20 protein-coding genes and 1 tRNA gene are annotated in these 25,968 nt (G+C 65.6%); 6 read left to right on the top strand and 15 right to left on the bottom strand.

Annotated elements, in window-relative coordinates:
- Positions 1-5: 5 nt before the first annotated feature.
- Positions 6-3,200 carry an efflux RND transporter permease subunit gene (locus CCO03_RS06355; protein WP_087278729.1) on the top strand — a complete coding sequence of 1,065 codons (3,195 nt, stop codon included), beginning with the start codon at positions 6-8 and terminating at the stop codon, positions 3,198-3,200.
- On the top strand, positions 3,193-4,659 hold the full coding sequence (locus tag CCO03_RS06350) for an efflux transporter outer membrane subunit (RefSeq protein ID WP_087278726.1): 1,467 nt from the start codon (positions 3,193-3,195) through the stop codon (positions 4,657-4,659). The genes CCO03_RS06355 and CCO03_RS06350 overlap by 8 nt, the downstream gene beginning before the upstream one ends.
- 112 nt (positions 4,660-4,771) lie before the next feature.
- Here the strand turns inward: CCO03_RS06350 and CCO03_RS06345 are convergent, their stop codons facing one another.
- Positions 4,772-5,650 (bottom strand): LysR family transcriptional regulator, encoded by an 879-nt coding sequence (locus CCO03_RS06345; RefSeq protein WP_087278723.1) that lies wholly within the window; start codon positions 5,648-5,650, stop codon positions 4,772-4,774.
- A gap of 49 nt (positions 5,651-5,699) precedes the next feature.
- On the opposite strand from CCO03_RS06345, the gene CCO03_RS06340 reads away from it, so the two are divergent.
- Complete coding sequence (locus CCO03_RS06340) at positions 5,700-6,614, top strand: DMT family transporter (RefSeq protein WP_087278720.1); 915 nt, start codon at positions 5,700-5,702, stop codon at positions 6,612-6,614.
- 617 nt (positions 6,615-7,231) lie between these two features.
- Here CCO03_RS06340 and CCO03_RS06335 read toward each other — a convergent pair.
- From CCO03_RS06335 to CCO03_RS06290, 10 genes are all read right to left on the bottom strand, one after another.
- Positions 7,232-7,308, bottom strand: a tRNA-Pro gene (locus tag CCO03_RS06335).
- 40 nt (positions 7,309-7,348) lie between these two features.
- The gene (locus tag CCO03_RS06330; protein WP_087278716.1) at positions 7,349-7,801 is read right to left on the bottom strand and encodes a MerR family transcriptional regulator; all 453 of its coding nucleotides are present in this window, start codon (positions 7,799-7,801) and stop codon (positions 7,349-7,351) included.
- 20 nt (positions 7,802-7,821) lie between these two features.
- Positions 7,822-8,157, bottom strand: a complete 336-nt coding sequence (locus tag CCO03_RS06325; RefSeq protein WP_087278713.1) for an integration host factor subunit alpha — start codon at positions 8,155-8,157, stop codon at positions 7,822-7,824.
- 118 nt (positions 8,158-8,275) lie between these two features.
- Positions 8,276-10,708, bottom strand: a complete 2,433-nt coding sequence (gene pheT, locus CCO03_RS06320) for a phenylalanine--tRNA ligase subunit beta (protein ID WP_087278710.1) — start codon at positions 10,706-10,708, stop codon at positions 8,276-8,278.
- 102 nt (positions 10,709-10,810) lie between these two features.
- Positions 10,811-11,866 carry a phenylalanine--tRNA ligase subunit alpha gene (gene pheS / locus CCO03_RS06315; protein ID WP_087284304.1) on the bottom strand — a complete coding sequence of 352 codons (1,056 nt, stop codon included), beginning with the start codon at positions 11,864-11,866 and terminating at the stop codon, positions 10,811-10,813.
- A gap of 187 nt (positions 11,867-12,053) precedes the next feature.
- Entirely contained in the window at positions 12,054-12,413 is a 360-nt protein-coding gene (gene rplT / locus CCO03_RS06310) for a 50S ribosomal protein L20 (protein WP_087278707.1), read from the bottom strand.
- Positions 12,414-12,438: 25 nt separating this feature from the next.
- The gene (gene rpmI / locus CCO03_RS06305; RefSeq protein WP_087278704.1) at positions 12,439-12,642 is read right to left on the bottom strand and encodes a 50S ribosomal protein L35; all 204 of its coding nucleotides are present in this window, start codon (positions 12,640-12,642) and stop codon (positions 12,439-12,441) included.
- A 204-nt stretch (positions 12,643-12,846) separates the two neighbouring features.
- Positions 12,847-13,395 (bottom strand): translation initiation factor IF-3, encoded by a 549-nt coding sequence (gene infC, locus CCO03_RS06300; RefSeq protein ID WP_335583042.1) that lies wholly within the window; start codon positions 13,393-13,395, stop codon positions 12,847-12,849.
- A gap of 132 nt (positions 13,396-13,527) precedes the next feature.
- The gene (gene thrS, locus CCO03_RS06295) at positions 13,528-15,435 is read right to left on the bottom strand and encodes a threonine--tRNA ligase (protein WP_087278698.1); all 1,908 of its coding nucleotides are present in this window, start codon (positions 15,433-15,435) and stop codon (positions 13,528-13,530) included.
- A 189-nt stretch (positions 15,436-15,624) separates the two neighbouring features.
- Entirely contained in the window at positions 15,625-17,241 is a 1,617-nt protein-coding gene (locus CCO03_RS06290; RefSeq protein ID WP_157667531.1) for a ParB/Srx family N-terminal domain-containing protein, read from the bottom strand.
- Between the two features lie 199 nt (positions 17,242-17,440).
- Here CCO03_RS06290 and CCO03_RS06285 point away from each other — a divergent pair, with 199 nt between their 5' ends.
- The 3 genes from CCO03_RS06285 to CCO03_RS06275 all read left to right on the top strand — a co-directional run bounded on the left by CCO03_RS06285 (position 17,441) and on the right by CCO03_RS06275 (position 21,087).
- Entirely contained in the window at positions 17,441-17,689 is a 249-nt protein-coding gene (locus CCO03_RS06285; RefSeq protein ID WP_087278692.1) for a type B 50S ribosomal protein L31, read from the top strand.
- Positions 17,690-17,944: 255 nt separating this feature from the next.
- Positions 17,945-19,690: a hypothetical protein gene (locus CCO03_RS06280; RefSeq protein WP_087278689.1), complete on the top strand. Its 1,746-nt coding sequence runs from the start codon at positions 17,945-17,947 to the stop codon at positions 19,688-19,690.
- Positions 19,687-21,087: an MATE family efflux transporter gene (locus CCO03_RS06275; RefSeq protein ID WP_236904049.1), complete on the top strand. Its 1,401-nt coding sequence runs from the start codon at positions 19,687-19,689 to the stop codon at positions 21,085-21,087. Before CCO03_RS06280 ends, CCO03_RS06275 begins: the two co-directional genes overlap by 4 nt.
- A gap of 238 nt (positions 21,088-21,325) precedes the next feature.
- Here CCO03_RS06275 and zapE read toward each other — a convergent pair whose 3' ends face one another.
- From zapE to odhB, 4 genes are all read right to left on the bottom strand, one after another.
- Complete coding sequence (zapE, locus tag CCO03_RS06270; protein WP_087284299.1) at positions 21,326-22,420, bottom strand: cell division protein ZapE; 1,095 nt, start codon at positions 22,418-22,420, stop codon at positions 21,326-21,328.
- A gap of 304 nt (positions 22,421-22,724) precedes the next feature.
- Complete coding sequence (gene lpdA, locus CCO03_RS06265) at positions 22,725-24,152, bottom strand: dihydrolipoyl dehydrogenase (protein ID WP_087278686.1); 1,428 nt, start codon at positions 24,150-24,152, stop codon at positions 22,725-22,727.
- 2 nt (positions 24,153-24,154) lie between these two features.
- Complete coding sequence (locus tag CCO03_RS06260) at positions 24,155-24,661, bottom strand: DUF2867 domain-containing protein (RefSeq protein ID WP_087278683.1); 507 nt, start codon at positions 24,659-24,661, stop codon at positions 24,155-24,157.
- A 7-nt stretch (positions 24,662-24,668) separates the two neighbouring features.
- Positions 24,669-25,937, bottom strand: coding sequence for a 2-oxoglutarate dehydrogenase complex dihydrolipoyllysine-residue succinyltransferase (gene odhB, locus CCO03_RS06255; protein WP_087278679.1), 1,269 nt, complete (start codon positions 25,935-25,937; stop codon positions 24,669-24,671).
- Positions 25,938-25,968 lie beyond the last annotated feature (31 nt).

Genomic DNA, 25,968 nt, shown 5'->3' with positions numbered 1-25,968 from the left:
CTGAGATGAACGTCTCCAAATTCTTCATCGACCGCCCCATCTTTGCGGTCGTCCTGTCGGTCCTGCTGTTCGCAGCAGGGCTGCTCGCCATCCCCCAGCTGCCTTCTGGCGAGTACCCCGAGGTGGTGCCACCCAGCGTGGTGGTGCGCGCCACCTACCCCGGTGCCAACCCCAAGGAGATTGCCGAATCGGTGGCCGTGCCCCTCGAAGAAGCCATCAACGGGGTGGAGGGCCTGATGTACATGAAGTCGGTGGCGGCGTCCGATGGCAGCTTGCAGGTCATCGCCACCTTCCGCCCCGGCACCGACCCCGACGACGCCGCCGTGCGCGTGCAAAACCGCGTCAGCCAGGCACAAAGCCGGCTGCCGGAGGACGTGCGGCAGTACGGCATCAGCACCCAGAAGCAATCGGCCACCCCGCTGATGTACGTGGGTCTGGCGTCTCTGGACGGTCGCCTGGACACGCTGTACCTGCGCAACCACGTCACGCTCAAGGTCAAGGACGAGCTGGCCCGCATCCCCGGCATCGGCAACGTGCAGGTCTATGGCTCGGGCGACTACGCCATGCGCATCTGGCTCGACCCCAGCAAGGTGGCCGCCCGCCAGCTGACCGCGGGTGAGGTGATCGCCGCCGTGCGCGAACAGAACGTGCAGGTGTCGGCCGGCCAGCTGGGGGCAGAGCCCAGCACCCAGCACACGGACAAGCTCCTGTCCATCAACGTGCAGGGCCGACTGAAAAACCCCGAGGAGTTTGGCGACATCGTGCTCAAGACCGGCAGCGATGGCCGGGTGGTGCGGCTGTCCGACGTGGCCCGCCTTGAGCTGGGGGCCAGCGACTACACCCTGCGCGCCTCGCTCGACAACCGGGACATGGCGGCCATCGGCATCTTCCTGACACCCGGCGCCAATGCCCTGGGCGTCGCCGACGAGGTCTACCGCACCCTGGACCGCCTGTCGGCCGATCTGCCCCAGGGCACCGCCTTCGAATACCTGTGGGACCCCACGGTGTTCGTGCGTGACTCCATCCAGGCTGTTCAGCACACGCTGATCGAAGCGGTGGTGTTGGTGGTGTTGGTGGTGATCGTCTTTCTGCAGACCTGGCGCGCTTCCATCATTCCCCTGCTGGCCGTGCCCGTGTCCATCGTGGGCACCTTCGCCTGGCTGTACCTGCTGGGTTATTCGATCAACACCTTGACCTTGTTTGGCCTCGTGCTGGCCATCGGCATCGTGGTGGACGACGCCATCGTGGTGGTGGAGAACGTCGAGCGCTTCATCGAACAGGGGCACAGCCCGCACGAGGCGGCCCACCGGGCGATGCAAGAGGTCTCGGCGCCCATCGTCGCCATTGCCTTGGTGCTGTGCGCGGTGTTCATCCCCATGGCCTTCCTCGACGGGATCACGGGCCAGTTCTACCAGCAGTTCGCGGTGACGATCGCCATCTCCACGGTGATTTCCGCCATCAACTCCCTCACGCTGTCGCCCGCCTTGGCCGCCAGGCTGCTGCAGGGCCGTGGCACCCGCAAGGATGGGCTGGCGCGCGCCATGGACGCCGTGCTGGGCCGGTTTTTCAAGCGCTTCAACCGCCTGTTCGACCGCAGTGCGCAGGGCTATGAGCGCGTGGTGGGTCGGTCATTCTCGCTGCGGGGCACGGTGTTCGGCGTGTATGCCGCCCTGCTGGCCGGCACCGTGCTGCTGTTCAACCAGGTGCCCAGCGGCTTCATCCCCATGCAGGACAAGCTCTACCTCTTTGCGGGCGCCAAACTGCCCGAGGGCGCCTCGCTGCAGCGCACGAACGAGGTGACGCAGGAGTTGACGAACCGCGCCCTGGCCGTCGAGGGCGTGGCCTCGGTGCCTGCGTTTGCGGGGCTCAATGCGCTGCAAGGCACCAACACCCCCAATTTGGCCAGTGCCTACGTCATCCTCAAGCCATTCTCGGAACGGCAACGCAGCGCCACCGACATCAGCGCGGAACTGAACAGCCGCCTGGCCGGCATGGCGGGCGGCTTTGGCTACGCCCTGATGCCGCCCCCCATTCAAGGCCTGGGCAACGGCTCGGGGTACTCGCTGTTCCTGGAGGATCGCGGGAACCTGGGGTATGCGGCGCTGCAGCAGGCCCTGAGTGCCTTCCAGGGAGAGATCGCCAAGACGCCGGGCATGCACTACCCCGTCAGCGCCTACCAATCCAACATCCCGCAGCTCGAGGTCAAGGTGGACCGCCTCAAGGCCAAGGCGCAGGGCGTGGCCCTGGACGACGTCTTCCAGACCTTGCAGGCCTACCTGGGCTCGGTCTATGTCAACGACTTCAATGCCTTTGGCCGTGTGTATCGCGTGATGCTGCAGGCCGACGCCGACCACCGCCAAACGGCCGAAGACATCGGCCGGCTGCAAACCCGCAACGCCCAGGGCGACATGGTGCCGCTGGCCTCCGTGGTCACCGTGGTGCCCAGCTTCGGTCCCGACCCGGTGCTGCGCTACAACGGTTTCCCCGCCGCCGACCTCATCGGCGATGCCGACCCGCGGGTGCTGTCCTCTGGTCAGGTGTTGACGACCTTGCGCGAAATCGCCGATCGCACCTTGCCGACCGGCATCGAGCTGGCCTGGACGGAAATGAGCCACCAGCAGGTCGAGCAAAGCCATTCGGCAGCCATCGTCTTCGTCCTGGCCGTGGTGCTGGTGTTCCTGGTGCTGGCCGCCCTGTATGAAAGCTGGACCATGCCGTTCGCCGTCATCCTGATCGTGCCGGTGTGCATCTGCGCAGCGCTGTTCGGGGTGTGGCTGGCAGGGGGCGACAACAACGTCTTTGTGCAGGTCGGTCTGGTGGTGTTGATGGGTCTGGCATGCAAGAACGCCATCTTGATCGTGGAGTTTGCGCGCGAGCTGGAAATGCAAGGGGTCGGCACCTTGGCGGCGGCACGCGAAGCCTGCCGGCTGCGCCTGCGTCCCATCGTGATGACCTCGATCGCCTTCATCGCGGGGGCCGTGCCCCTGCTGGTCGGGCATGGCGCCGGGGCGGAAGTGCGTGCCGCCACCGGCATCACCGTGTTCTCCGGCATGTTGGGCGTGACCTTGTTTGGCCTGTTCCTCACGCCGGTGTTCTACGTGACCTTGCGCCAGCTCAGCGGCACCCAACTCACACCCCGCCAGGCTGTCGACCCGGCCACCCACAACGCCCACCCTCGTGAGGAGACCCACCATGCTTAAGGCCGCCACATGGCACGCCGTCGCCGCCGCCACCTGCCTGCTCGTGACGGGCTGCGCGGTCGGGCCCGACTTTCAGCGGCCCGACATCGACGCGGTGCCTGCCGCGTTCGCGCGCCAAGCGCCCGAGCCTGGGCCCGGCGCGGCTGCGCTCACCATCACCGACGTCCGCGACGCAGCCTTCTGGCGGCAGTTCGGCGATGAGGAGTTGACCGCGCTGGTGCAACAAGCCCTGCGCAGCAACCACGACGTGGCGGGGATGCTGGCGCGGCTGCAGGCCGCCGAATCGATGCTGAGCCTGGTGCGCAAGGACCGGTTGCCCACCGTCACCCTGAATGGCCAGCTCACGCAGCAACGGCTGAGCGCAGACCAGCTGGGTGCCGGTCAGGCCCCATCCACCCGCAGCCACAGCGTCGGCCTGGCCGCCAGTTGGGAGCTTGATCTGGTCGGCCGCGTGCGACGCAGCATCGAAGCCCAGGAGGCGCAGACGCAGGCCTCGCGAGCAGACCTGGTCGCCCTGCAAGTGGCCATCGCCGTGCAGGTGGCAGACACCTACACCCAGCTGCGCGGCACGCAACTGCGTCTGAAGATCGTCCAGACCCATGCGCAGAACCAGCAGCACACCGCCGAGCTCGTGGCGCGCAGGTTGCATGCCGGCATGGGCACCGATCTCGATGCCAGACGATCCGTGGCCCTGCTGCGCAGCACCCAGGCACGGGTGCCCGAGCTGCAGGCCCAGGTGGCGCAGCTGCAGCACCGCCTGGCCGTGCTGTCAGGCCTGTCACCTGAACACCTCATCGCTCAATTGGAGGAGATCAAACCGCTGCCGATCATCCCACCATCGGTACAGCCCGATACCCCTGCCAATGTATTGCGACGCAGGCCCGACGTGGCGGCCGCAGAGGCGCGGCTGCACGCCGCGACGGCGCGCATCGGCGTCGCCACGTCCGACCTCTTTCCCCGGCTATCGATCGGTGGCCTGCTCGGCAGCTTTGCCTTCGAGGGGTCGCGCCTGTTCGACGCCGACAGGGCGACCCGTCAGGTGGTGCTGGGCATCGACTGGTCCTTCCTGGACGTGGGCCGCGTGCGGGCCCGCATTGCCGCCAGTGAAGCCGGCGCCCAGGAAGCCCTGGCGCAGTACCAGCAGACGGTCCTGCTGGCGCTGGAAGAAACCGAGAACGCCCTCGTTCGCGCACATCGCAGCCAGGAAACATGGCGCGCCCAGCTCGCCGCCATGCAGCAGCGCGACGAGGCCGCGCATCTGGCCGAGCGGATGTACCGCGGCGGCACCCTGAGCATGTTCGAAGTTCTGGAGGCGCAACGCGATCAGCTGACCACCCAAGAAGCCACAGCGGACAGCCAGATCAGCGCAGTTCGGGCCAGCCTTGCGCTCTACGCCACCTTGGCCGGGGGATGGCCTGGCAAGCCGGCCAGGCCCGTGACGGCCCAGACCGGTGGCTGAGGCACCCGCGCTGGCCGGCCGGTGAAGGCCACCGGACGTTGGACGAGGTTCGCAAGACGCCCCCTGAGGGACGTGGGGCTCAGTCCGCCCCCATTGGCCAGCATCTTGCGAATCAGCCCAGCAGCCTCTTGCCCATCTTCCTGGCCACCTCGACAAACGCGGCAGCAGCGGGAGAAAGCTTGGCAAAACTCAATGCCGCCAAGGCCACTTCTCTGGGTTTGGCGGGCTTGAGGCTGCGGTACACCACCCCTTCAGGAGGCTCGGGCAAGGCCAGTCGTGCGGCCACGGTGATGGCCAAGCCCTGCGCGACAAAGCCCAACATGGATGACAGCTGTTCGAATCGATACCGAACATGAGGCACCGCACCTTCAGCGGTCAGAAACTGGTCAATCTGAGGCCCGGAGCCCGCGGCCGTCCGGATGAATGACTCGCCTTCCAGATCGCGTGCCCGAATCCCCGAGCGAGCGGCCAAGGGGTGGGCGGCGGGCACCACAGCGACCAACTCATCCGTGAGCACATGGAGTGTGTCCAAACGCGCTTCGGGCAACACCACAAAGCCCAGCTCCACCCGACGCTCTAGCAGCCACTGCACCACCGCGTCATCCTTTACCTCGTCGATTTGCACGTCCACCAACGGGTGAGCACGTTGGTAGCGGGCCATCAAAGCGGGCAGCAAACGCAGGGATGACGTGGTGCCAAACGAGGCGATGCGCAAGCTGCCTCGGGCCACGCCGCGCTCGAGATTCGCCTCTTGCAGCAAGGCCTCCTTTTGCTGAAGCATGTCATTGGCCCGAATCAGCAACCTGGCGCCGACCTCCGTCAGCGCAGGCGCCGAACCGTCACGGTTCAGCAGGCTCACCCCCAATTCGGTTTCCAACTGCTTGATGGTGTGGCTGACACCACTTTGGGTGATGCCCAGGGCGGCGGCAGCCCGAGAAAAACTCCCCACCCGAGCCAAGGTGGCGAACACGTCCAGTTGCGTGAAGGTCATGAGTAATTGCTCATTCGACTATGAAAGAGATCAAGCAGATAGTACTGCCATGACCTCTCTTCGATACACCACACACTTGGGTTTGCTTGGCATGGCGGCTTTGTGGGGCGCCTCGTGGCCCTGGGGCCGGGTGGTGGCCCTGTCCATGCCGCCGCTGGCTGCTGCCTGTGTGAGATTCGCGCTGGCCAGCCTCGTCCTTGTGCTGTGGCTGTTCGGCAGCGGCCGCATGGCTACGTTGCGGGCCATCCGTGGGCCGCAGTGGCGGGGCCTGGCGTGCGCCTCAGCGTGCGGGGTGCTGGGCTACTCGATCTTCTTCTTGCTGGCGCTTCAGCGCGTGCCCGCTGGCAAGGCGACCCTGGTGGTGGCCCTCAATCCGGTACTGACCCTGTTGTGTGCGGCGTGGCTGTTTCGTGAGCCGCTGAACTGGCGCACGGTGGGGGGACTGCTGTTGGCCGTCGCGGGGGCGCTTTGGGCGCTGACGGGCGGCTCCCTGAATGCACTGAGGCCGGGTACCGCCGGCAGCGGAGAAGTGCTGTTGCTGGGGTGTGCGGGCTGCTGGGTCGCCTACACCCTGGTGGGGCGCGTGGTGCTGACCACCCTCGATGCACTCACCACCTCAACCGTCACTGCGGTGATGGGGGCCGTGTTGCTGTTGGGGGCCAGCTGGGTTGCAGAGGGCCCTGCAGCCTGGATCACGCTTGCCCACGCACCCAAGGTGGCTTGGTGCAGCCTGCTGGCATTGGCACTGGGCGCCACGGCCCTCGCCTATGCCTGGTATTTGCGCGGGGTGAAGGTGTTGGGCGCTGGCGCTGCTGCCGCCTACATGGCCTTGGTGCCCTTGTTTGGCATGCTGTTCTCCGGCTTGTGGCTGGACGAACCCCTCACCCCCTCCTTGCTGCTCGGCGGCGCCATGGCGATGGGGGGCATGGTGTGCATGCAATGGCGGGGATCGGTGCGGCGGTGAAGATGGGCAGTATGGCGTAGTTGTCGATGTGAATGAATTGAAGTCTGGCCCGTACTGCCCTCAAGGCTACCGGCACCTCGCAAAACACATCAGCCCTTCAACATGGCCGCCTCCGTTGCGTGGCTGGCATGCATGCGGTGCTGCCCACTCAGCCCTCTCTCGCAGCGCCCTGAGCCCCAACCGGCATCAGTTGGCCGAGCGCTCCTCACCAAGGTCCGCAACAGCATCCACGCAATCGCCCGCGGCTGCCTCGGTCCACAGCGCCGTCGGCATCGGCGTCTGCGCAGGCCCGCATCGCTCACGGTGTCCGCTTGCGTGGGCGTACCAGGGCAAAGCGCACGCGAGCATGGGTACAGCGGTGCACAGACAGGGGCCATACAACCCCCGCAAGCCAGCACACGTGCTCACCATTGTTCAATGCAGTATGTGTCAGTCTCCTTTGGCTTTAAATCGGAAGCATCCCCATACTGCCTGCATCAATATGGCTTAAATCAACTGCCAGCCCGACCGCCTGCCCGCTGAGCCGCCCCTCAAGCCAACCTCTGATCAACAAGATGCGGACAAAAAAAGACCTAGCTTCGAAAGAAGCTAGGTCTTTGGCATTCCAGAGGAATAAATGGTCGGCGTGGCGGGATTCGAACTCGCGACCCCTTGCACCCCATGCAAGTGCGCTACCAGGCTGCGCTACACGCCGAAAACATGTATTCTATACCGTTTTTTTGCTTTTTTCCAAATCACTGCAAAGAAAGTAGAAAACGGATCGCACGCAGTTCGTCGGCCAGCCATTGCGCCTGCTGCGCATTGAGCGTGGCCCCGGCACGAGCCGCCTCATCGGCGGCCTTGTGCCCTTGCGCAGCGCTGTCTGCCTCGACCACGGCAGGCTCCTGCTGCAACGTGGCAGCGCCCCGCCCGGCCTGCTCCTGCAAGCGGTTGCGCGCACCCGAGATCGTGAACCCCTGCTCATACAGCAGCTCGCGGATGCGGCGAATCATCAGCACCTCGTGGTGCTGGTAGTAACGCCGATTGCCCTTGCGCTTGACGGGCCGCAGTTGGGTGAACTCCTGCTCCCAGTAGCGCAGCACATGGGGTTTCACATCGCACAGCTCGGCCACTTCACCAATGCTGAAGTAGCGCTTGGCCGGGATGGCCGGCAGCAGGGCTTTGGACGGTTTGGACGCCGTATGCATGCAGACACCCGGTCCTTGACTCAAAGCGGCTTGGCAGGCGCGGCGCCATCCTGCACCAGCTCTTTCAGCTTGGCGCTGGCGTGGAAGGTGGTGACGCGACGCGCCTCGATGGGGATCAGCTCACCGGTGCGCGGGTTGCGACCCGGCCGCGGGGCCTTGGTGCGCACCTGAAAATTGCCGAAGCCCGAGATCTTGACCTCTTCGCCCGCCGCCAATCGAGCGGCGATCACGGCGTAGAACGCATCCACCATGTCCTTGGCCTCGCGCTTGTTCAGGCCGATCTGATCGAACAGAAGCTCGGCCAATTGCGCCTTGGTCAGGGCGGTGGTGTCGATGCTGGCGACGGAAAGTTCCATGGGTTGAGGGTATCTCGTGGGGCCTGATCAGGCGGGATCAGGCCCGGGTGTGAGGCGCATGCTGGGTGCGCGCGTGGCGGTCAAACACTATACCAATCACGCACTTGCGCACCCAAGCTCAAGCGCGCAAACGGCCGTTCAACTGCTCGGCGACGGCCGCCGCCACCGCTTGCACGGCGCTGTCGATGTCGGCATCGGTCATGGCTTCATCGCCCTTGCTCAGGGTCAGGCGAACAGCCAAGCTCTTTTCACCCTCGGCCAGGCCACTTGCACCCTGCCCCGGCTTAGGCCGGTAGATGTCGAACAGCACGGCGTCCTGCAACACCTGCGGCTGGCCGGCGCGGTTGACCGACGTGACCGCCTGCATCAATTGGGCGTGGGTGACCGCCTCGGGGACGATCAACGCCAGGTCGCGCTCCACAGGCAACTGCTTGGGCAGCGGCTGCCCCTGCGGCAACGCGCGTGGCAGCACGGCCTCCATGTCCAGCTCGAACACCACCGGTGCCAGCGGCAGTTCCCACTGCTGGCGCCACTTGGGGTGCAGCTCGCCCACATGGCCCACCACGATGCCATCGACGGACACACTGGCGCAGCGGCCGGGGTGCATGGCTGGGTGCTCCGCCGCGGCGAACACGGCTTGGCGCGGTGCCAACAACGACTCGACGTCGGCCTTGACGTCGTAGAAGTCGACGCTGGCCTGCTTGCCACGCCACGACAGCGGCTCGACCGCGCCGTAGGCCAGGCCCGCGACGCGCATGGGCTGATCCACGCCGGCGACCGTGCTGTCGGTGGTCGCCACCTGGGCATCGCGGCGGAACACGCGCCCGATCTCGAACACACGCACCCGGTCGGCGCGACGGTCGACGTTGAACTTCAGCACCTGCAACAGCGACCCGAGCAAGGACGAGCGCATCACGCTCATCTGGCTGACGATGGGGTTGAGCAGCTTGATCGGGTTCGCGTTGCCTGCCAGCTCGCGCTCCCAGTCGGGCGGCACGAAGCTGAAGTTCACCGTTTCCAGGTAGCCCCGGCCCGCCAGTTGATGGCGCAGCTCGAAACGGCCCTTGCGCGACTCGGACTGCACGCTGGGCACGGTGGGCGCCAGCGGCGGCGTCTCGGGCAGGTTGTCGTAGCCGACGATGCGCGCGACCTCTTCGATCAGGTCTTCCTCGATGCGCAGGTCAAAGCGGTGGCTGGGCGGCTGCACGGTGATGACACCGGGTTCTTGCGTGAGCGGCAGGCCCAGGCGGGCCAAGGCATCTGCGCATTGGTCCTGCGTCAACTTGGTACCCAGTATGCGGTTGGCCCGTTCAACACGCAAACGGACGTTGGTGGATACTGGCATGTTGACCTGCTGATCATGCAGAGGGCCAGCCTGACCGCCACAGATTTGCTGCACCAGCGCGGTGATGTAGTCGATGTCCGAGGCCGTGCCCGCCGGATCGACGCCACGCTCGAAGCGATGGCCCGCATCGGTGCTGAAATTGAAACGACGCGAACGACCCGCGATGGCATCGGGCCACCAGAACGCCGCCTCGATGTAGATGTTCTGCGTGCTGTCCGACACGGCCGTGGCGTCGCCGCCCATGATGCCGGCCAGCGATTCCACCGCCTGGTCATCGGCAATCACGCCGACCTGCTCGTCAACCGTGATGGAGTTGCCGTTGAGCAACTGCAGCGTTTCGCCGGCCCGACCCCAGCGCACCTGCAGACCACCATGAATCTTGTCCAGGTCGAAGATGTGGCTGGGCCGGCCGCGCTCGAACATGACGTAGTTCGAAATGTCCACCAGCGGCGACACGGTGCGCTGACCGCAGCGCTCCAGGCGCGCCTTCATCCAGGCCGGCGTCTGCACCTGCGTCGTCACGCCCGTCACCACACGACCGGAGAAACGGCCGCACAGCTCGGGCGCGGCGATGGTCACCGCCAGCGCGGCGTCGGTTTGCGGCTGCACCGGCACGCTGGCCAAGGGCTTGAGGGGCGAACCGGTGATGGCCGAGACCTCGCGCGCCACGCCGTAGACGCTGAGGCAATGGGCCAGGTTGGGCGTGAGCTTGAGCGTGAACAGCGTGTCGTCCAGCTGCAGCAGCTCGCGCACGTTCTGCCCCAAGGGCGCATCGGCTGCCAGCTCCAGCAGGCCGCCATGCTCGTCCGAGATGCCGAGCTCGCGCGCCGAACACAGCATGCCAAAGCTCTCGACGCCGCGCAGCTTGCCGATCTTGATCTTGAAGGGCTTGCCGTCCTCACCGGGCGGCAGTTCCGCCCCCACCGTGGCGCACGGCACCTTGATGCCGGCACGCGCATTCGGCGCGCCGCAGACGATGGACAGGGGCTGCGCCTCGCCCACGTCGACCTGGCACACGCGCAGGCGATCGGCGTTGGGATGCTGTTCGGCCGAGAGGATTTCACCCACCACGATGCCGGTGAACGGCGGCGCCACCGGGTCGAGTTCTTCCACTTCCAGACCGGCCATGGTCAGGGCGTCGGCCAGTTCTTGGGTGCTCAGCGCAGGGTTGCAGTACTCGCGCAACCAGGATTCGGGAAATTGCATGGCGATTGAAGATGTCGAATGAAGCCAAGACGGGTATCAGGCAGTATGGTGTTACCACCGTTTATTTTCAAACGGGAACACAGCCATACTCCGTGAAGCGTTTCATTTGAATTGACTCAGGAAACGCACGTCACCGTCAAAGAACAGGCGCAGGTCATTCACGCCATACCGCAGCATGGCCAGGCGGTCGATGCCCGAACCAAAGGCAAAACCCACGAAGCGCTCGGGATCCAGGCCCATGTTGCGCACCACCGTGGGGTGCACCTGGCCGGAGCCCGAAACCTCCAGCCACTTGCCCGCCAGCGGGCCCGACTGGAACTGGATGTCGATTTCGGCACTGGGCTCGGTGAACGGGAAGTAGCTGGGGCGGAAACGCAACTTCAGGTCATCGGTCTCGAAGAAAGCCTTGCAGAAATTCAGGTAGGTGACCTTCAGGTCCTTGAAGCTCACGTTCTCGCCCAGCCACAGGCCCTCGACTTGGTGAAACATCGGCGAGTGCGTGGCGTCGTTGTCCACCCGGTAGGTGCGGCCCGGAACGATCACCCGCACCTCGTGCATCTCGCCCCGTGCCAGCGCCTCGGCGTGGCGCTTGGCGTGCGCCGTGGCAAAGCGAATCTGCATCGGACTGGTGTGGGTGCGCAGGCAGTACGGCAGGCCTTGCTCGTCGTTCAGGTCGACGTAGAAGGTGTCCTGCATGGAGCGCGCCGGGTGGTTGGGCGGGTTGTTGAGCGCCGTGAAGTTGAACCAGTCGTTCTCGATTTCCGGCCCGTCACCCACGGCGAAACCCATGCTGCCGAAGATGGCCTCGATGCGCTCCCAGGCCCGCAGCACCGGGTGCAGGCCGCCAGCCACCGCGCGCGGGCGGCCCGGCAGGGTCACGTCCAGGGCCTCGGCCTGCAGTTGCACGGCGAGCTCGGCATCGGCCAGCGCCTGGCGGCGGGCCTGCAAGGCCTGTTCGACAGCCTGCTTGGCGACGTTGATCGCCGCGCCACGCGTCTTCTTCTCGTCGACGCTGAGCTTGCCCAGGCCTTTCATCAGCTCGGTCAATTGCCCGGACTTGCCCAGAAAGCGGGCTTTGGCGTTTTCCAGATCAGCGGCCGTATGGGCCTGCGCAAAACTGTCTTGGGCGCTGGCGACCAGGGCATCGAGCTCGTTCATGGCGTCACGAAATTCGGTTGGTGAGAGCTTGGCGAAGGCCGGCATCCCGTGCAATCCGGCCGCTGGGCCGTGCCGGCTTCGACCTCCGAAGGCTCCCGGAGAAGAAAAAAGGGATTGAGCGCCGAAGCCTCAACCCCTTGATCGTTCGGTGAAGCGGCCACTGGTTCACAGCAGCCCTCGCTCACCTTCAGGCAGCCAGCTTGGCCTTCACTTGTTCCACGATGCCGGCAAAAGCTGCCTTGTCGTGCACAGCGATGTCGGCCAGCATCTTGCGGTCGATCTCGATGCCAGCCTTGCGGATGCCATTGGCAAACTGGCTGTACGTCAGACCGCACTCGCGTGCAGCTGCGTTGATACGCGTGATCCACAGGCGGCGGAACACGCGCTTTTTGTTGCGGCGGTCACGGTAGGCGTATTGACCGGCTTTCATCACCGCTTGCTTGGCAACGCGGAAGACGTTGCCACGGCGACCACGGAAACCCTTGGCAAGGGCCAGAACCTTTTTGTGACGGGCGCGAGCCGTTACACCACGTTTGACGCGAGGCATGAATGTTCTCCTTGTTCGTCAGTGATTACAGGCCAGCCTTGGGCAGCATCTGTGCCATGTGACCCATGTTGGTCTCATGCACATTCACCGCACCGCGCAGGTGGCGCTTGTTCTTGGTGGTCTTCTTGGTCAGGATGTGACGCTTGAAGGCTTGACCGCGCTTGACGGTGCCACCGGGACGAACGCGAAAACGCTTCTTCGCGCTGCTCTTGGTCTTCATTTTGGGCATGTGACATGCTCCTGTTGCTGTGCTCGAGAGGCGTCTGCAAACCGTCTTGCAGCCTTGAAGGCCCCGAGCCACTTGTGAGGCGGGCTTTCACCCGCCACGTTTCGCCTGGCCGGACATCGCGCACGCGGATGCCCTTGCGGCAAAATTTTGGCGCCACAGCGGCCGACCCGGCGAGGTCGGCGCTTTGGCGCGAAACTCGGCATTTTACTCTGCTTTGTCACCCGCGGGTGCATCACCCTTCGGCGCACCGGCCACGACCTTCTTGCGGGCCGGGGCCAGCATCATGATCATCTGGCGGCCTTCGAGCTTGGGGAACTGCTCCACCGTCACGGTGTCGCTCAACTCGTCGCGCACGCGATTGAGCAAGGCCAGACCCAGCTCCTGGTGCGTGATTTCACGACCGCGAAAGCGCAGCGTGACCTTGACCTTGTCGCCTTCAGCCAGGAAGCGCTTGATGTTGCGCATCTTGATGTTGTAGTCACCATCATCCGTTGCCGGGCGGAATTTGACTTCCTTGATGTCGATGACCGTCTGCTTGGCCTTGGCCTCGGCAGCGCGCTTTTGCTCTTGATACTTGAACTTGCCGTAGTCCATGAGACGGCACACCGGCGGGTGGGCCATGGCGGCAATTTCCACCAAATCGACGTCCAGTTCACCTGCCATGCGCAGTGCTTCTGCCAGGCTCACGATGCCGAGCGGCTCGTTCTCTGGCCCCGATAGACGCACTTCGGGCGCATTGATTTCCCGGTTCAGACGGTGTTTGCGCTCCTCGCGGTGCCGGCGATCACGAAATTCGGTAGCGATGGTTCAATTCTCCACAAGTTGAATCAAAAGGAATGCGCGCTCACAAACGCCAGCGGCTCCACATGGAGCCTTGGGGCGTTGTCAGGATTTGGATGCAATCTCGTCTTGCAAGCGATCTGCGAAGGACGCGATGGGCATCACACCCAGGTCGACATTCCCGCGTGCACGCACTGCCACGGTACCCGCCGTCTTTTCCTTGTCGCCAACGACGAGGATGTACGGGACTTTTTGCAGCGAATGCTCGCGTATTTTAAGCGTAATCTTTTCGTTGCGCAGATCAGACGCCACGCGCAAGCCCTGGGCACGCAGCGTTTGCGCCACAGACTGCACGTAATCGGCCTGCGCATCGGTGATGCCGGCCACCACCACCTGCACCGGCGCCAACCAAGCCGGCAGGCTGCCCGCATGCTGCTCGATGAGGATGCCGATGAAACGCTCCAGACTGCCGACGATGGCCCGGTGCAGCATCAGGGGGCGATGACGGGCACCATCTTCGCCCACGTACTCGGCATCCAGCCGCTCGGGCAGGTTCGGATCCACCTGAATGGTGCCGCACTGCCACTCGCGCCCCAGCGCATCTTTCAGGGTGTACTCGATCTTGGGACCGTAAAACGCCCCCTCGCCCGGCAGGTACTCGAAGTCGCAACCCGAGGCGCGCAGGCCATCGGCCAGCGCCTGCTCGGCCTTGTCCCAGCTCTCGTCGCTGCCGATGCGTTTTTCAGGGCGCGTGGACAGGCGGTAGAGGATGTCGGTGAAACCAAAGTCGCGATAAACCTTCTGCAGCAGCGACGTGAACGCCGTCACCTCGGCCTGCACCTGGTCGGGCGTGCAGAAGATGTGGCCATCGTCCTGCGTGAAGCCCCGCACGCGCATGATGCCGTGCAGGCTGCCGGTCGGCTCGTTGCGGTGGCAGTTGCCGAACTCGCCATACCGGATCGGCAGGTCGCGATAGCTGGTGATGCCCTGCTTGAAGATCAGGATGTGACCCGGGCAGTTCATGGGCTTCAACGCATATTCACGTTTTTCCGATTCGGTCGTGAACATGTTCTCGCGGTACTTGTCCCAGTGGCCGGTCTTCTCCCACAGCGTCTTGTCCAGCAGCTGCGGCCCCTTGACCTCTTCGTAGCCGTTGTCGCGGTAAACCTGGCGCATGTACTGCTCGACCTGCTGCCACACCGCCCAGCCCTTGGGATGCCAGAACACCATGCCCGGCGCATGCTCGTCGATGTGAAACAGGTCGAGTTCGCGCCCCAGCTTACGGTGGTCGCGCTTTTCGGCCTCTTCCAGCATGTGCAGGTAGTTCTTCAGGTCATCCTTGCTGGCCCAGGCCGTGCCATAGATGCGCTGCAGCATCTCGTTGCGGTGATCGCCGCGCCAATAGGCGCCTGCCACCTTCATGAGCTTGAAGTGCTTGAGCTTGCCGGTGCTGGGCACGTGGGGGCCCCGGCACAGGTCCTCAAACCCGCCTTCGCGATACAACGAAACGTCCTCGTTGCTGGGGATGCTGGCGATGATCTCGGCCTTGTAGTGCTCTCCCAACCCCTTGAAGTACTGCACCGCCTCATCGCGGGGCAACACGCGGCGTGTGACGACCTCGTCCTTGTTGGCCAGCTCGGTCATGCGCTTTTCGATCGCCACCAGGTCTTCGGGCGTGAAGGGGCGCTTGTAGGCAAAGTCGTAATAAAAGCCGTTCTCGATCACCGGGCCGATGGTGACCTGCGCCTCGGGGAACAGCTCCTTGACCGCGTAAGCCAGCAAGTGCGCCGTCGAGTGACGGATCAGGTCCAGGCCCTCGGCGTCCTTGGCCGTCACGATGGCCACGGCGGCATGGTGGTCCACGACGTGGCTGAGGTCCACCAGCTTGCCATCGACCTTGCCCGCCAAGGCTGCCTTGCCAAGCCCTGTGCCGATGGTCGTCGCAATCTCACCCACGGTCACGGGGTGATCGAAATCGCGTTGAGAACCATCGGGCAGTGTTACTTGCAACATGTGAGCGTCCATTCACCAAAGCAAAAGCGCGGACTGGAACCGCGCTTGTCAAATGGCTGGTCTGAGGTTGACGCCAGGCCCACGCAGCGCACCTGCGCTTGGGCCCCGGCAAAGGGGAAAGATTTTACAACGGGAGGATACCCGGAGTCGATGTCCCCGTCCCTCTCGATCAGCCCTGTCCGTCAGCCATCAAGACGCCGCGCCCCAGCAAGCCGCCTGGGTGCTGGGCGGCCCGCCGCACTGGCGATAGCGCTTGGCATACCAGGCCTTGCCACCCTTGCGCGAATCACCGGATTGCTTGATGTCATTGCGCCCCAGCTCTTCCAGGATGTCGTTCCAGTCGTTCACGGCGCTGGCTTTGGCGGGCAGCGCTAGCTTGCCCAAATCCGCCGCAGTGCGCGTGCCGGCCACCACGTCCTGCGCATTCAGCGTCGCCATGGCCAGCGAGGCATCGCGCACCAGGGCCAGGTAACCCGCATCACCCGTGGTGACCAATGCGCCATCCGCCAAGGCCACGCCCGCCGCCTGCAACTGTTCGTCCGCTCCGGCATGGAGCGTGGTGTCCGCCGTCAACGCCACGCGTTGGCGCAGCCAGGCGCCCCAGTAAAACTCAGCGAACTCCGACACGTCGCTGTTGCTGTAGCCCAGGTCACGGGTGAAATACACCAGCGAGCGGTAGGCATCGTCACGCAGGTTGGCCAGCCCCAGTTGCGCGGGCAGCTGCGCCGGCGTGATGGCAGCACCCTGCGCGTCGTACAGCCAGGCGTTACCTGTCGCCACCATCTGCTGCCAGAACGCATCGGAGGTGGCCGCGGCACTGAAGTCGCCCGTCACCCGCACCCAGACCGGCAGGTCCGGCCCGCCATCGGCCAGCTCCCACAGCGTCGTGAAGCCATGGTGGCCGTCGGTCAGGTACAGCTGGCCGCCCGGGCCCACCACCACCGTTTTCAAGCCACCGGCTTCCACCTCGGTCGCCGAACGCTTGCAGGCAAAGCTGCTGGCATCGCTGAGCTTCACCGTCTCGGGCACAAAACTGCCGGCCACCACATCGTCCAAACCGTTGTCCGCGCAATAGTCCGAGACGCGCTTGCCCACGGTGTCCTTCATGTAGTCGTCATACCGGCTGGTGCCTGGCTCAAACCGCGCTGCGTTGGGTTGCTTGCGCGCCAGGTGGTAGTAGATCTGGTCATACCCCACGGACGGCTGCGTGGGGTGCAGATCCTTCAGCACGACCTGAATCGCCTCGCCCACCTGCGGGCGCGGTGCCACCACCACCGTGCAGCTGGCGTCCGCCGCCAAGGCCAGGCCGACCTCGCAACGCGGGGCACTGCCCACGGGCGCACCCCAACGCCAGATCGTGTGGGCAGCCTGGTCCGTGCCCGCCAAGGCCACACCGTTCAGGCGAATGGCCTGCCCGGCGTCGTTGCGGAAGGTCATGACATGGCGCTGCGCGCCGCTCATGTCGACCGAAACCGGGCTGCGCTGAAGGGCCACTTCCAACGCCTGCTCTTGCACCAGCGCCTCAACCGGGGCGCTGGTGAGCAGCGCAGTCGCCACCGCGAGTCCTGCGGCCAGCCCCGCCATGGCACCCGCCAGGCGATGCCGACGCAGGTGCCAACCCAGGCCGCCGGCCACGGCCACCGCCGCCCACCAGGTCGCGGCACCCCCAACAGGCACCGCAGAGATGGCGCCACCGCCGGCCGCCAAGGGAGAAAACTGGAGGGTCAAATTCAAGGCAGCGCCCTGAGCCCAGGCCGCGGGCGCCGCCATCAGGGTCAGCGCCGGCAGGGTGTGAAGCAATCGCATACGTCAACAGGCAACAGTCAAGCAAGCGGCGAGGCTAGGGGGCTTGAACGACAGGCGTATGACATCCGCTGGCGGCATTCACTGCTCGCATCCGCAGCGCTATAATGCGCGGTTTCCTGCGACAAGTACTGGCGCTTCATGACCTTGCAAAGGGTTTGCAAGGGGCGGCCTGCGGCTATCGCTGAGCAAGGATAGAGAGATGAAAGAAGGCATTCACCCCAATTACCGCGACGTCCTGTTTGTGGACCTGTCGAACGGCTTCAAGTTCGTGACGCGTTCGTGCGCGCCCACCAAGGAAACCGGCACCGCTGACGACGGCCGCGAGCTGCCCCTGTTCAAGCTCGACACCTCCAGCGAATCGCACCCCTTCTACACCGGCACGCAAAAGTCGGTGGACAACATGGGTGGCCGCGTGGAGCGCTTCCGCAATCGCTTCGGCAAGAAGTAATCCTTCTTCGCCCCCGCGCAAGGCAGTTCGATTCGAGCTGCCTTTTCTTTTGCGTGACGCGCGCACCCCGCTTGCGCGCAAAACACGCGGCAAACTGTCCTTGCCGCTTTTCCATCCAAGGGGGTATCAGCCCACTCCTGATAAAAAACAAACGGCAACTCATGCATACTGCCGCAACATGGCCATGCAAGCCAGCGTGCATCGTGTGCACCGGATTGCGTTAGGCTTGGCCCCTCGCCTCACCTCCGCTTCGTTTTGAACACCTCCAGCCCCGTCATCGTTGCCCAGTCTGCGGTGCGCCGCCTGCCGCGGGCGGTGCTGTGGCTGCTGTGCGCCGCTTACGTGGCATTGGGCTACCTGGGCCGCGAGCCCTGGAAAGCCGCCGACATCGCCAGCTTTGGCTTCATGCGCGAGCTCGCCCGCTCGCCTTGGTCCGACTGGCTGCAGCCCCGTCTGCTCGATGTGGCCGCCGATGCCGGCAGCGGCCCGCTGCCCTACTGGCTCGGGGCCATCGCCCTTCAATGGCTGCCCTTCGCGGGCTGGCAGGACCTGGTGTCCCGCCTGCCGTTCATGGCGCTGCTGGGCATGACGCTGTGGGGCACCTGGTATGCGGCCTACCACCTGGCCCGCAACGTCGGCGCCCAGCCCGTGGCGTTCGCCTTTGGCGGCGAGGCGCAGAGCACCGATTACGCGCGCGTGATCGCCGATGGCACGCTGCTGGCCCTGCTGGCCACCCTGGGTCTGGCCCAGTATTCGCACGAAACGGCGGCGCCCCTGGTGCAGCTCACCGCCTCCACCGCGGTGCTGTATGGGCTGGCCGCCATGCCCCATCGCCCCCTTCGCGGCAGTGGCGTGGCCGGCCTGGGGCTCGTGGCCATGAGCCTGTCGGGCGCGCCCTGGCTGTCGCTGATCTATGGCGGCGGCGGCGCCCTGCTGCTGCTGCTGGCCCATGCCCGCACCGTCCGCAACCCGCAGCCTCAGACGCGCGGACACGGCACCTGGCTGCCCTGTGCGGCCATGAGCCTGGCCACGCTGCTGGGCGCCCTGCTGGCTGTGCAGCTGGACCTCTTCACCTGGAACCTGAGTGGCAACCCCAACCACTGGACCAGCCAGGTGCGGCTGTTCATCTGGTTCCTGTGGCCCGCGTGGCCCTTCCTGCTGTGGACGCTGTGGCGCTGGCGCCGCCAGCTGCGGCAGCTGGACCGCCACCGGCAGCTCGCCCTGCCCCTGCTGTTCATGCTGCCCGCGGTGTTCACGGCGTGCGCGACCGCCAGCGGCGACCGCGCGCTGCTGCTGGCCCTGCCCGCCCTGGCGGTGCTGGCCGCCTTTGCCCTGCCCACGTTCGACCGCAGCATTTCCGCCCTCATCGACTGGTGCACGCTGCTGTTCTTCAGTGCCTGGGCCATCGTCATCTGGGTGGTCTGGCTGTCCATGATGACGGGCTTCCCGCCCAAACCCGCCGCCAACGTCGCGCGGCTGGCGCCAGGCTTCACGCCCACCTTCTCGATCGTCGCCACGGTGGTGGCGGTGGTGGCCACGCTGGCCTGGGCCTGGCTGGTACGCTGGCGCACCAAGCGCAGCCGCGCCGCCATCTGGAAGAGCCTGGCCCTGCCGGCCGGGGGCGCGGTGCTGTGCTGGTGCCTGCTGATGACCTTGTGGCTGCCGGCCCTGGACTACGCGCGCAGCTATGCGGCCCAGATCCAGCGCCTGCACAGCGTGGTGGCCGGCGCCACCTGTCTGAACAGCTACCAATTGCGGGCCCCGCAGATCGCGGCCGTGCAGTACTACTTCGAGCATGACCACGGCCAGCCTTCGGTGCTGCGCGTCTTCGGCACCGACGACCGCTGCGCGTTCACCATCGTCAACGCCGACGCCCGCGCCGCCTGGGCGCAGGACCCCCGCGCCAGCGCCTGGGAACAGGTGCGCGCCATCCGCCGGCCCACCGATCGCGATGACCGTGACGAAGACATGCTGGTGTATCGCCAGAAAGTGATGCCTTGACGAACGCTGCCAGCCCCCTTCCCCAACTGGGCCATGAATCGCGCGTGCTCGCCCGCCATGCGGGCACGGTGTGGCTCGGGCAGCTGGCGGTCATGGCCTATGGCGTGACCGACACCGTCGTCGCCGGCCGCCACGCCACCGAATCGCTGGCCGCGCTCTCGGTGGGCTCGGCCGTCTACATCAGCGTGTCGGTGGCTTTGTTCTCCGTCATCCAGGCCCTGCTGCCGATCTGGTCGCGCCTGCACGGCGCAGGCGAGCAGGCCGCCGTGGGCGCCAGCCTGCGCCAGTCGCTCTACCTGTGCGGCGCGGCCATCGCCCTGGGCATGGCCGTGCTCATGTTCCCCGGCCCCATGCTGCGCTGGACCCGGGTGCCGCCCGAGCAAGAGGCCGCGGTCACCGCCTACCTGCAGGTGCTGGCCTGGTCCCTGACGCCCGCGCTGCTGTTCCGCCTGTACGCCACGTTCAACCAAAGCCTGGGGCGCCCCCAGATGGTGACCTGGCTGCAGGTGGCCGCGCTGGGGCTCAAGGTGCCGCTCTCCATCTGGTTCACCTTCGGCGGCGCCGGCCTGCCCGCCCTGGGTGCCGTGGGTTGCGCCTGGGCCACGCTGGTCGTGTACACCGCGCTGTGCGCGCTGGGCCTGACGCTGATGCGCAGGCACACCTGGTACCGGCCCTACCGCATCTGGCAACCCATGGAGGCCCCCGACTGGCGCCAGCTGCGCGGCTTCCTGCAGCTCGGCATTCCCGCGGGGCTCAGCGTGCTGGTCGAGGTCAGCGCCTTCACCTTGATGGCCCTGTATTCGGCCCGGCTGGGCGCGGTGGCGCTGGCGGCGCACCAGATCGCCTCCAACCTCGCCGCCGTGCTGTACATGATGCCGCTGTCCATGGGCATCGCGCTCAGTGCCCGCGTGGGCTTCTGGCTGGGCGCCGGCCACCCCGACACCGCCCGGCGCGTCGCCTGGCTGGGGCTGGGCGTCACGGCTGCCGTGGCCGCCGGTGGCGCGGGCCTGATGTGGCTGGCCCGGACCGCCATCGTCGGCGGCTATGGCCCCGCACCCGATGTGGCGCAACTCGCCATCACGCTGCTGGGCCTGGTCGCCCTGTACCACCTGGCCGACGCGCTGCAATCGGTCAGCCTGTTCGTGCTGCGGTGCTATGGCGTCACGCTGCAGCCGCTGCTCATCTACTGCCTGCTGCTGTGGGGGGCCGGTCTTTATGGCGGGTATCACCTGGCCTACAGCGGCCTGGGACCGTGGCCTGCCCTGCACAGCCCCGGAGCTTTCTGGCTCGCCAGCACCTGCGCCCTGGTCGTGGTGGCAGGCCTGTTTCTGCTGCTGGTCTGGCGCCACGCCCGTTCACCCGAGGACGCACATCGGGCCCTGGCCGCCCCGCTCTGAGGTCCACCATGCCCTGCACAGGGAAAGCCAGCGACGCCTGCGCTTCACCCACCGTGATGGGGCCATGCCGGGTGATGTTCACCTTCCACTGAACAGGGTATCCGCCGATTCCCGTCTCTATATCAACGGCATCCAGTCCATACTCCATGCAGGGATGGACATTTCCTCCTGACCGATCCAGCCGGTTCAGCGACGCGCGACGCGTCCAAGGCCGCCGCTGCGCCGCGGCCGGCTTGGCTCAGGTCAGGTGCGTGTCCACCGTACGCCGCTCCAGCGAGAGGTATTCCTTGGACTGCATCTCGTTCAGGCGCGAGACCGTGCGCGGGAATTCATGCGACAGCTGGCCTTCGGTGTACAGCTCTTCGGGCGGTACCTCGGCCGAAATGATGAGCTTCACGCGCCGGTCGTACAGCACGTCCACCAGCCAGGTGAAGCGCCGCGCCTCCGACGCCTGCGCCGGTGCCATGCGGGGCACGTCCGACAGCAACAGCGTCTGAAAGCGCGTGGCCAGATCGAGGTAATCGTTCTGGGACCGCGGCGTGCCGCACAGCGTGCGAAAGTCGAACCACACCACACTGCCACTCTTGCGGCGCGCCTTCAGCTCGCGGCTCTCGATGTGCAGCACCGGGTCCTCATCCGGCCCCGTGGCCAGCTGGTTGAAGGCCTCGTTCAGGGCCTGGTCGGCCGCCTTGCCCAGGGGTGCGTGGTACAGCTCCACCTGCTCCAGCGTGCGCATGCGGTAGTCCACGCCCACGTCCACGTTCAGCACGTTCATGCGCTGCTTGAGCAGCTCGATGGCGGGCAGGATGCGGTCGCGATGCAAGCCATCCGGGTACAGGCCATCGGGCGTGAAGTTCGAGGTGGTGACAAAGCCCACGCCGTTGTCGAACAGCGCCACCAGCAAGCGATGCAGGATCATCGCGTCCGTCACATCGGCCACGTGGAACTCGTCGAAGCAGATCAGGCGGTACTTCTTGGCGATGCGGCGCCCCAGCTCGGTCAGGGGGTTGGCCATGCCCTGCAGCTCATGGGTGAGCTGGTGCTGCACCTCGCGCATGAACTCGTGGAAATGCAGCCGCGTCTTGCGGCGAATCGGCACCGCGTTGAAGAAGCAATCCATCAGGAAGCTCTTGCCACGCCCCACGCCGCCGTACATGTACACGCCCTTGGGAATCTCGACGCGGTTGATGAGGCGCTTGAAGGCGTTGGAACGCTTGTCCTTGTACGTCGCCCACTCGTCGGCGCAATGCTGCAAGGCGATGATGGCGTTCAGCTGTGCCTCGTCCGCCACGTAGCCGCGTTCGGCCAACTCGGCCTCATAGGCCTTGCACACGCCGCCCTGCGTGGGCCCTGTCAGGGCCGAAGCCGGCAGCTTCAGTTTGGCGGCGCCCGCCTTGGGCTTGTCAGCCTGTTTCGATGTCACCAGGAATCTCCCATCCAATCACGGCCGACGCCAACTGCGCTGGAGCGTGTCGCCCGCGCCGCATCGGCCACGGGACTGCGGGCCTCGTCAGGACCCAAGCCAAAAAATCATGGGGTATGCCACGATTCACGTTCATTGATCAACGCGAATCGCACCATACCCCATGCTTGCGCGCAGAAGCGTCACCCAAGTGCCGCCGCTGCGCATCCTGACATCAGAAGTTCAGCGTGCGCTTGTCCACCGCCAGGGCGGCTTCCTTGGTGGCCTCCGACAGCGTCGGGTGAGCGTGGCAGATGCGAGCGATGTCCTCGGCGCTGGCCTTGAACTCCATGGCGACCACGGCTTCCGAAATCAGCTCGGACACCAGCGGGCCGATCATGTGCACGCCCAGGATCTCGTCCGTCTCGGCATCGGCAATCATCTTGACGAAGCCGGTGGTGTCGCCCAGTGCACGCGCACGGCCGTTGGCCAGGAAGGGGAAGCTGCCGGCCTTGTACTTGACGCCGGCTTCCTTGAGCTGCTGCTCGGTCTTGCCCACCCAGGCGATTTCAGGGCTGGTGTAGATCACCGACGGGATGGTGTCGAAGTTCACATGGCCATGCTGGCCTGCGATGCGCTCAGCCACGGCCACGCCTTCTTCCTCGGCCTTGTGCGCCAGCATGGGGCCGCGCACCACGTCGCCGATGGCCCACACGCCCTTCAGGCTGGTGCGGCACTCGTCATCCACCTCGATCGCGCCACGGGCATCCAGCTTCAGGCCCACGGCCTCGGCATTCAGCCCCTGGGTGTTGGCCACGCGGCCGATGGAGACGATGAGCTTGTCGACGTCCAGCGTCTGGGCTTCGCCCTTGGCGTTGGTGTAGGCCACCGACACGCCCTTTTTGGCCACCTTGACCTCACCAACCTTGGCACCGACCTCGACCTTCAAGCCCTGCTTGTCGAACACCTTCTTGGCTTCCTTGGCCACGGCCTCGTCGGCCATGCCCAGGAATGTGGGCATGCCTTCCAGGATGGTGACTTCGGCGCCGAGGCGACGCCAGACCGAGCCCATCTCGAGGCCGATGACGCCGGCGCCGATCACGCCCAGCTTCTTGGGCGTGGCACCGATGCGCAGCGCGCCGTCGTTCGACAGGATGTTTTCTTCGTCAAACGGCGTGCCGGGCAGCGCGCGCGGCGACGAGCCCGTGGCGACGATGACCTGCTGACCCAACAGGGTCTCGGCCTTGTCGCCCTGGACCGCGATCTCGTAGCCTTCCGGCACGGCCTTCACGAACGAACCACGACCGTGGAAGAAAGTGACCTTGTTCTTCTTGAACAGGTACAGGATGCCGTCGTTGTTCTGCTTCACCACGCTGTCCTTGCGGGCGAGCATCTTGGCCACGTCCATCTTGGGCGTGCCCACGCTGATGCCGTGCTCGGCAAAGTGGTGGTTGGCATGGTCGAAATGCTCCGAACTCTGCAGCAGTGCCTTGGAGGGGATGCAGCCCACGTTGGTGCAGGTGCCGCCCGGTGCGGCGCCGCCCTTGGCGTTCTTCCATTCGTCGATGCAGGCCACGCGGTAGCCCAGCTGTGCTGCGCGGATGGCGGCGATGTAGCCGCCGGGACCGGCGCCGATGACGATGACGTCGAATTGAGTGCTCATGATCAAAACCTTTTGTCTAACTGAGCCAGCATGCTCGGCACGATGAGGCGGTGAACCGGCGCCACGGGCAGCATGTACAGCCGCCCGAGCAGGTTGTGCACATGGACCACGGTGGAAACCACCACCCGGTCGGCTCCGGTCTTGCACAAGGACACCTGCACGTCGAGGTGCCGGTCCGAATCGGCCATGACGACCTCGTGCTCCGCCAGGTGCTGCAGGTGGAACACGCCCACCCGGTCACCGACGCGGTACTGCGTTGCTGGCTGGTTGAAATCCACGCCGCCCAGCCGTCCCAGATCCTTCAGTCCCAGGCGCTTGACCACGGCATTGCGCAGGTCCATGGCCCGGTCCACCCACCAGGGTGTACCGGCCATGGTGCGCAGCCACAAGGCCAAGGCACTCAAACCGGGATCGGGGTTGCGCACCTCGTAGGCGTCCGCAAAGTCCGCGGTGGGCAGCCGGGCTGCCACCACGCTTTGCACCGGCACCGAGGTGCTGAGCGGCTTCATGCCTCGATCACAGATCGAACAGCAGGCGCGAAGGGTCTTCCAGCGCGTCCTTCATCGCGACCAGGCTCAGCACGGCTTCGCGGCCGTCGATGATGCGGTGGTCGTACGACATGGCCAGGTAGTTCATCGGGCGAACCACGACCTGGCCGTTTTCCACCACGGCACGGTCCTTGGTGGCGTGCACCCCCAGGATGGCCGACTGCGGCGGGTTGATGATGGGGGTGGACATCATCGAGCCGAAGGTGCCGCCATTCGAGATCGAGAAGGTACCGCCGGTCATTTCCTCGATCGACAGCTTGCCTTCCTTGGCCTTCTGACCGAACTCGCCGATCTTCTTCTCGATGTCGGCAAAGCTCATCTGGTCGGCGTTGCGCAGGATGGGCACCACCAGGCCACGCGGCGAGCTGACGGCGATGCCGATGTCGAAGTAGCCGTGGTAGATGATGTCGTTGCCATCGATCGAGGCGTTGACGGCCGGGAACTTCTTCAGCGCGTGGACAGCGGCCTTCACGAAGAAGCTCATGAAGCCGAGCTTGACGCCGTGTTCCTTGACGAAGTCGTCCTGGAACTTTTTGCGCAGCTCCATCACGGGCGCCATGTTGACCTCGTTGAAGGTGGTCAGGATGGCGTTGGTGGCTTGCGACTGCAGCAGGCGCTCAGCAATGCGGGCGCGCAGGCGGGTCATGGGCACGCGCTGTTCAGGGCGCTGGCCCAGGTCCACCTTGGGTGCAGCCACCTGCGGCAACGCGCTGGTGGGCACGCCCGTGGGGATGGCCACCGGTGCCGCCGAAGGCTTGGCGCCGCCCGCCACAGCGGCCAGCACGTCGCCCTTGGTGACGCGACCGTCCTTGCCGGTGCCGCCCACGTCGCCGACCTTGAGGTTGTTGTCGGCCAGCAGCTTGGCCGCTGCCGGCATGGCAACGTCCGACTTGCTGGCGTTGCCCGACGCGGCGGCCGCAGGCGTCGCCGTGGCGCCCGCGTTAGCTTGGGCTTCCTGCACCGGGGCCGGCGCAGGGGCTGCAGCACCCGCCACGGCTTCGGTGTCGATCTTGGCGATCAGCTGATCGGCCACGACCGTGGCGCCGTCTGCTTGGGCGATCTCGACGATGACGCCGGCCGAAGGCGCGGGCACTTCGAGCACCACCTTGTCGGTTTCGACTTCGATGAGGATCTCGTCGACCTTGACCGCTTCACCGACTTTCTTCTTCCATTGCAGCAGAGTCGCTTCCGAAACCGATTCGGAGAGCTGAGGGACTTTGACTTCTACGATGGCCATTTGACGTGTATTCCTAGAAATTCTTGATGTA

The organism is Comamonas serinivorans (assembly GCF_002158865.1).
Classification (GTDB): domain Bacteria; phylum Pseudomonadota; class Gammaproteobacteria; order Burkholderiales; family Burkholderiaceae_C; genus Comamonas_E; species Comamonas_E serinivorans.
The sequence above is the reverse complement of the archived record's forward strand: the minus strand, read 5'-3'. Positions and strand labels throughout refer to the sequence as shown.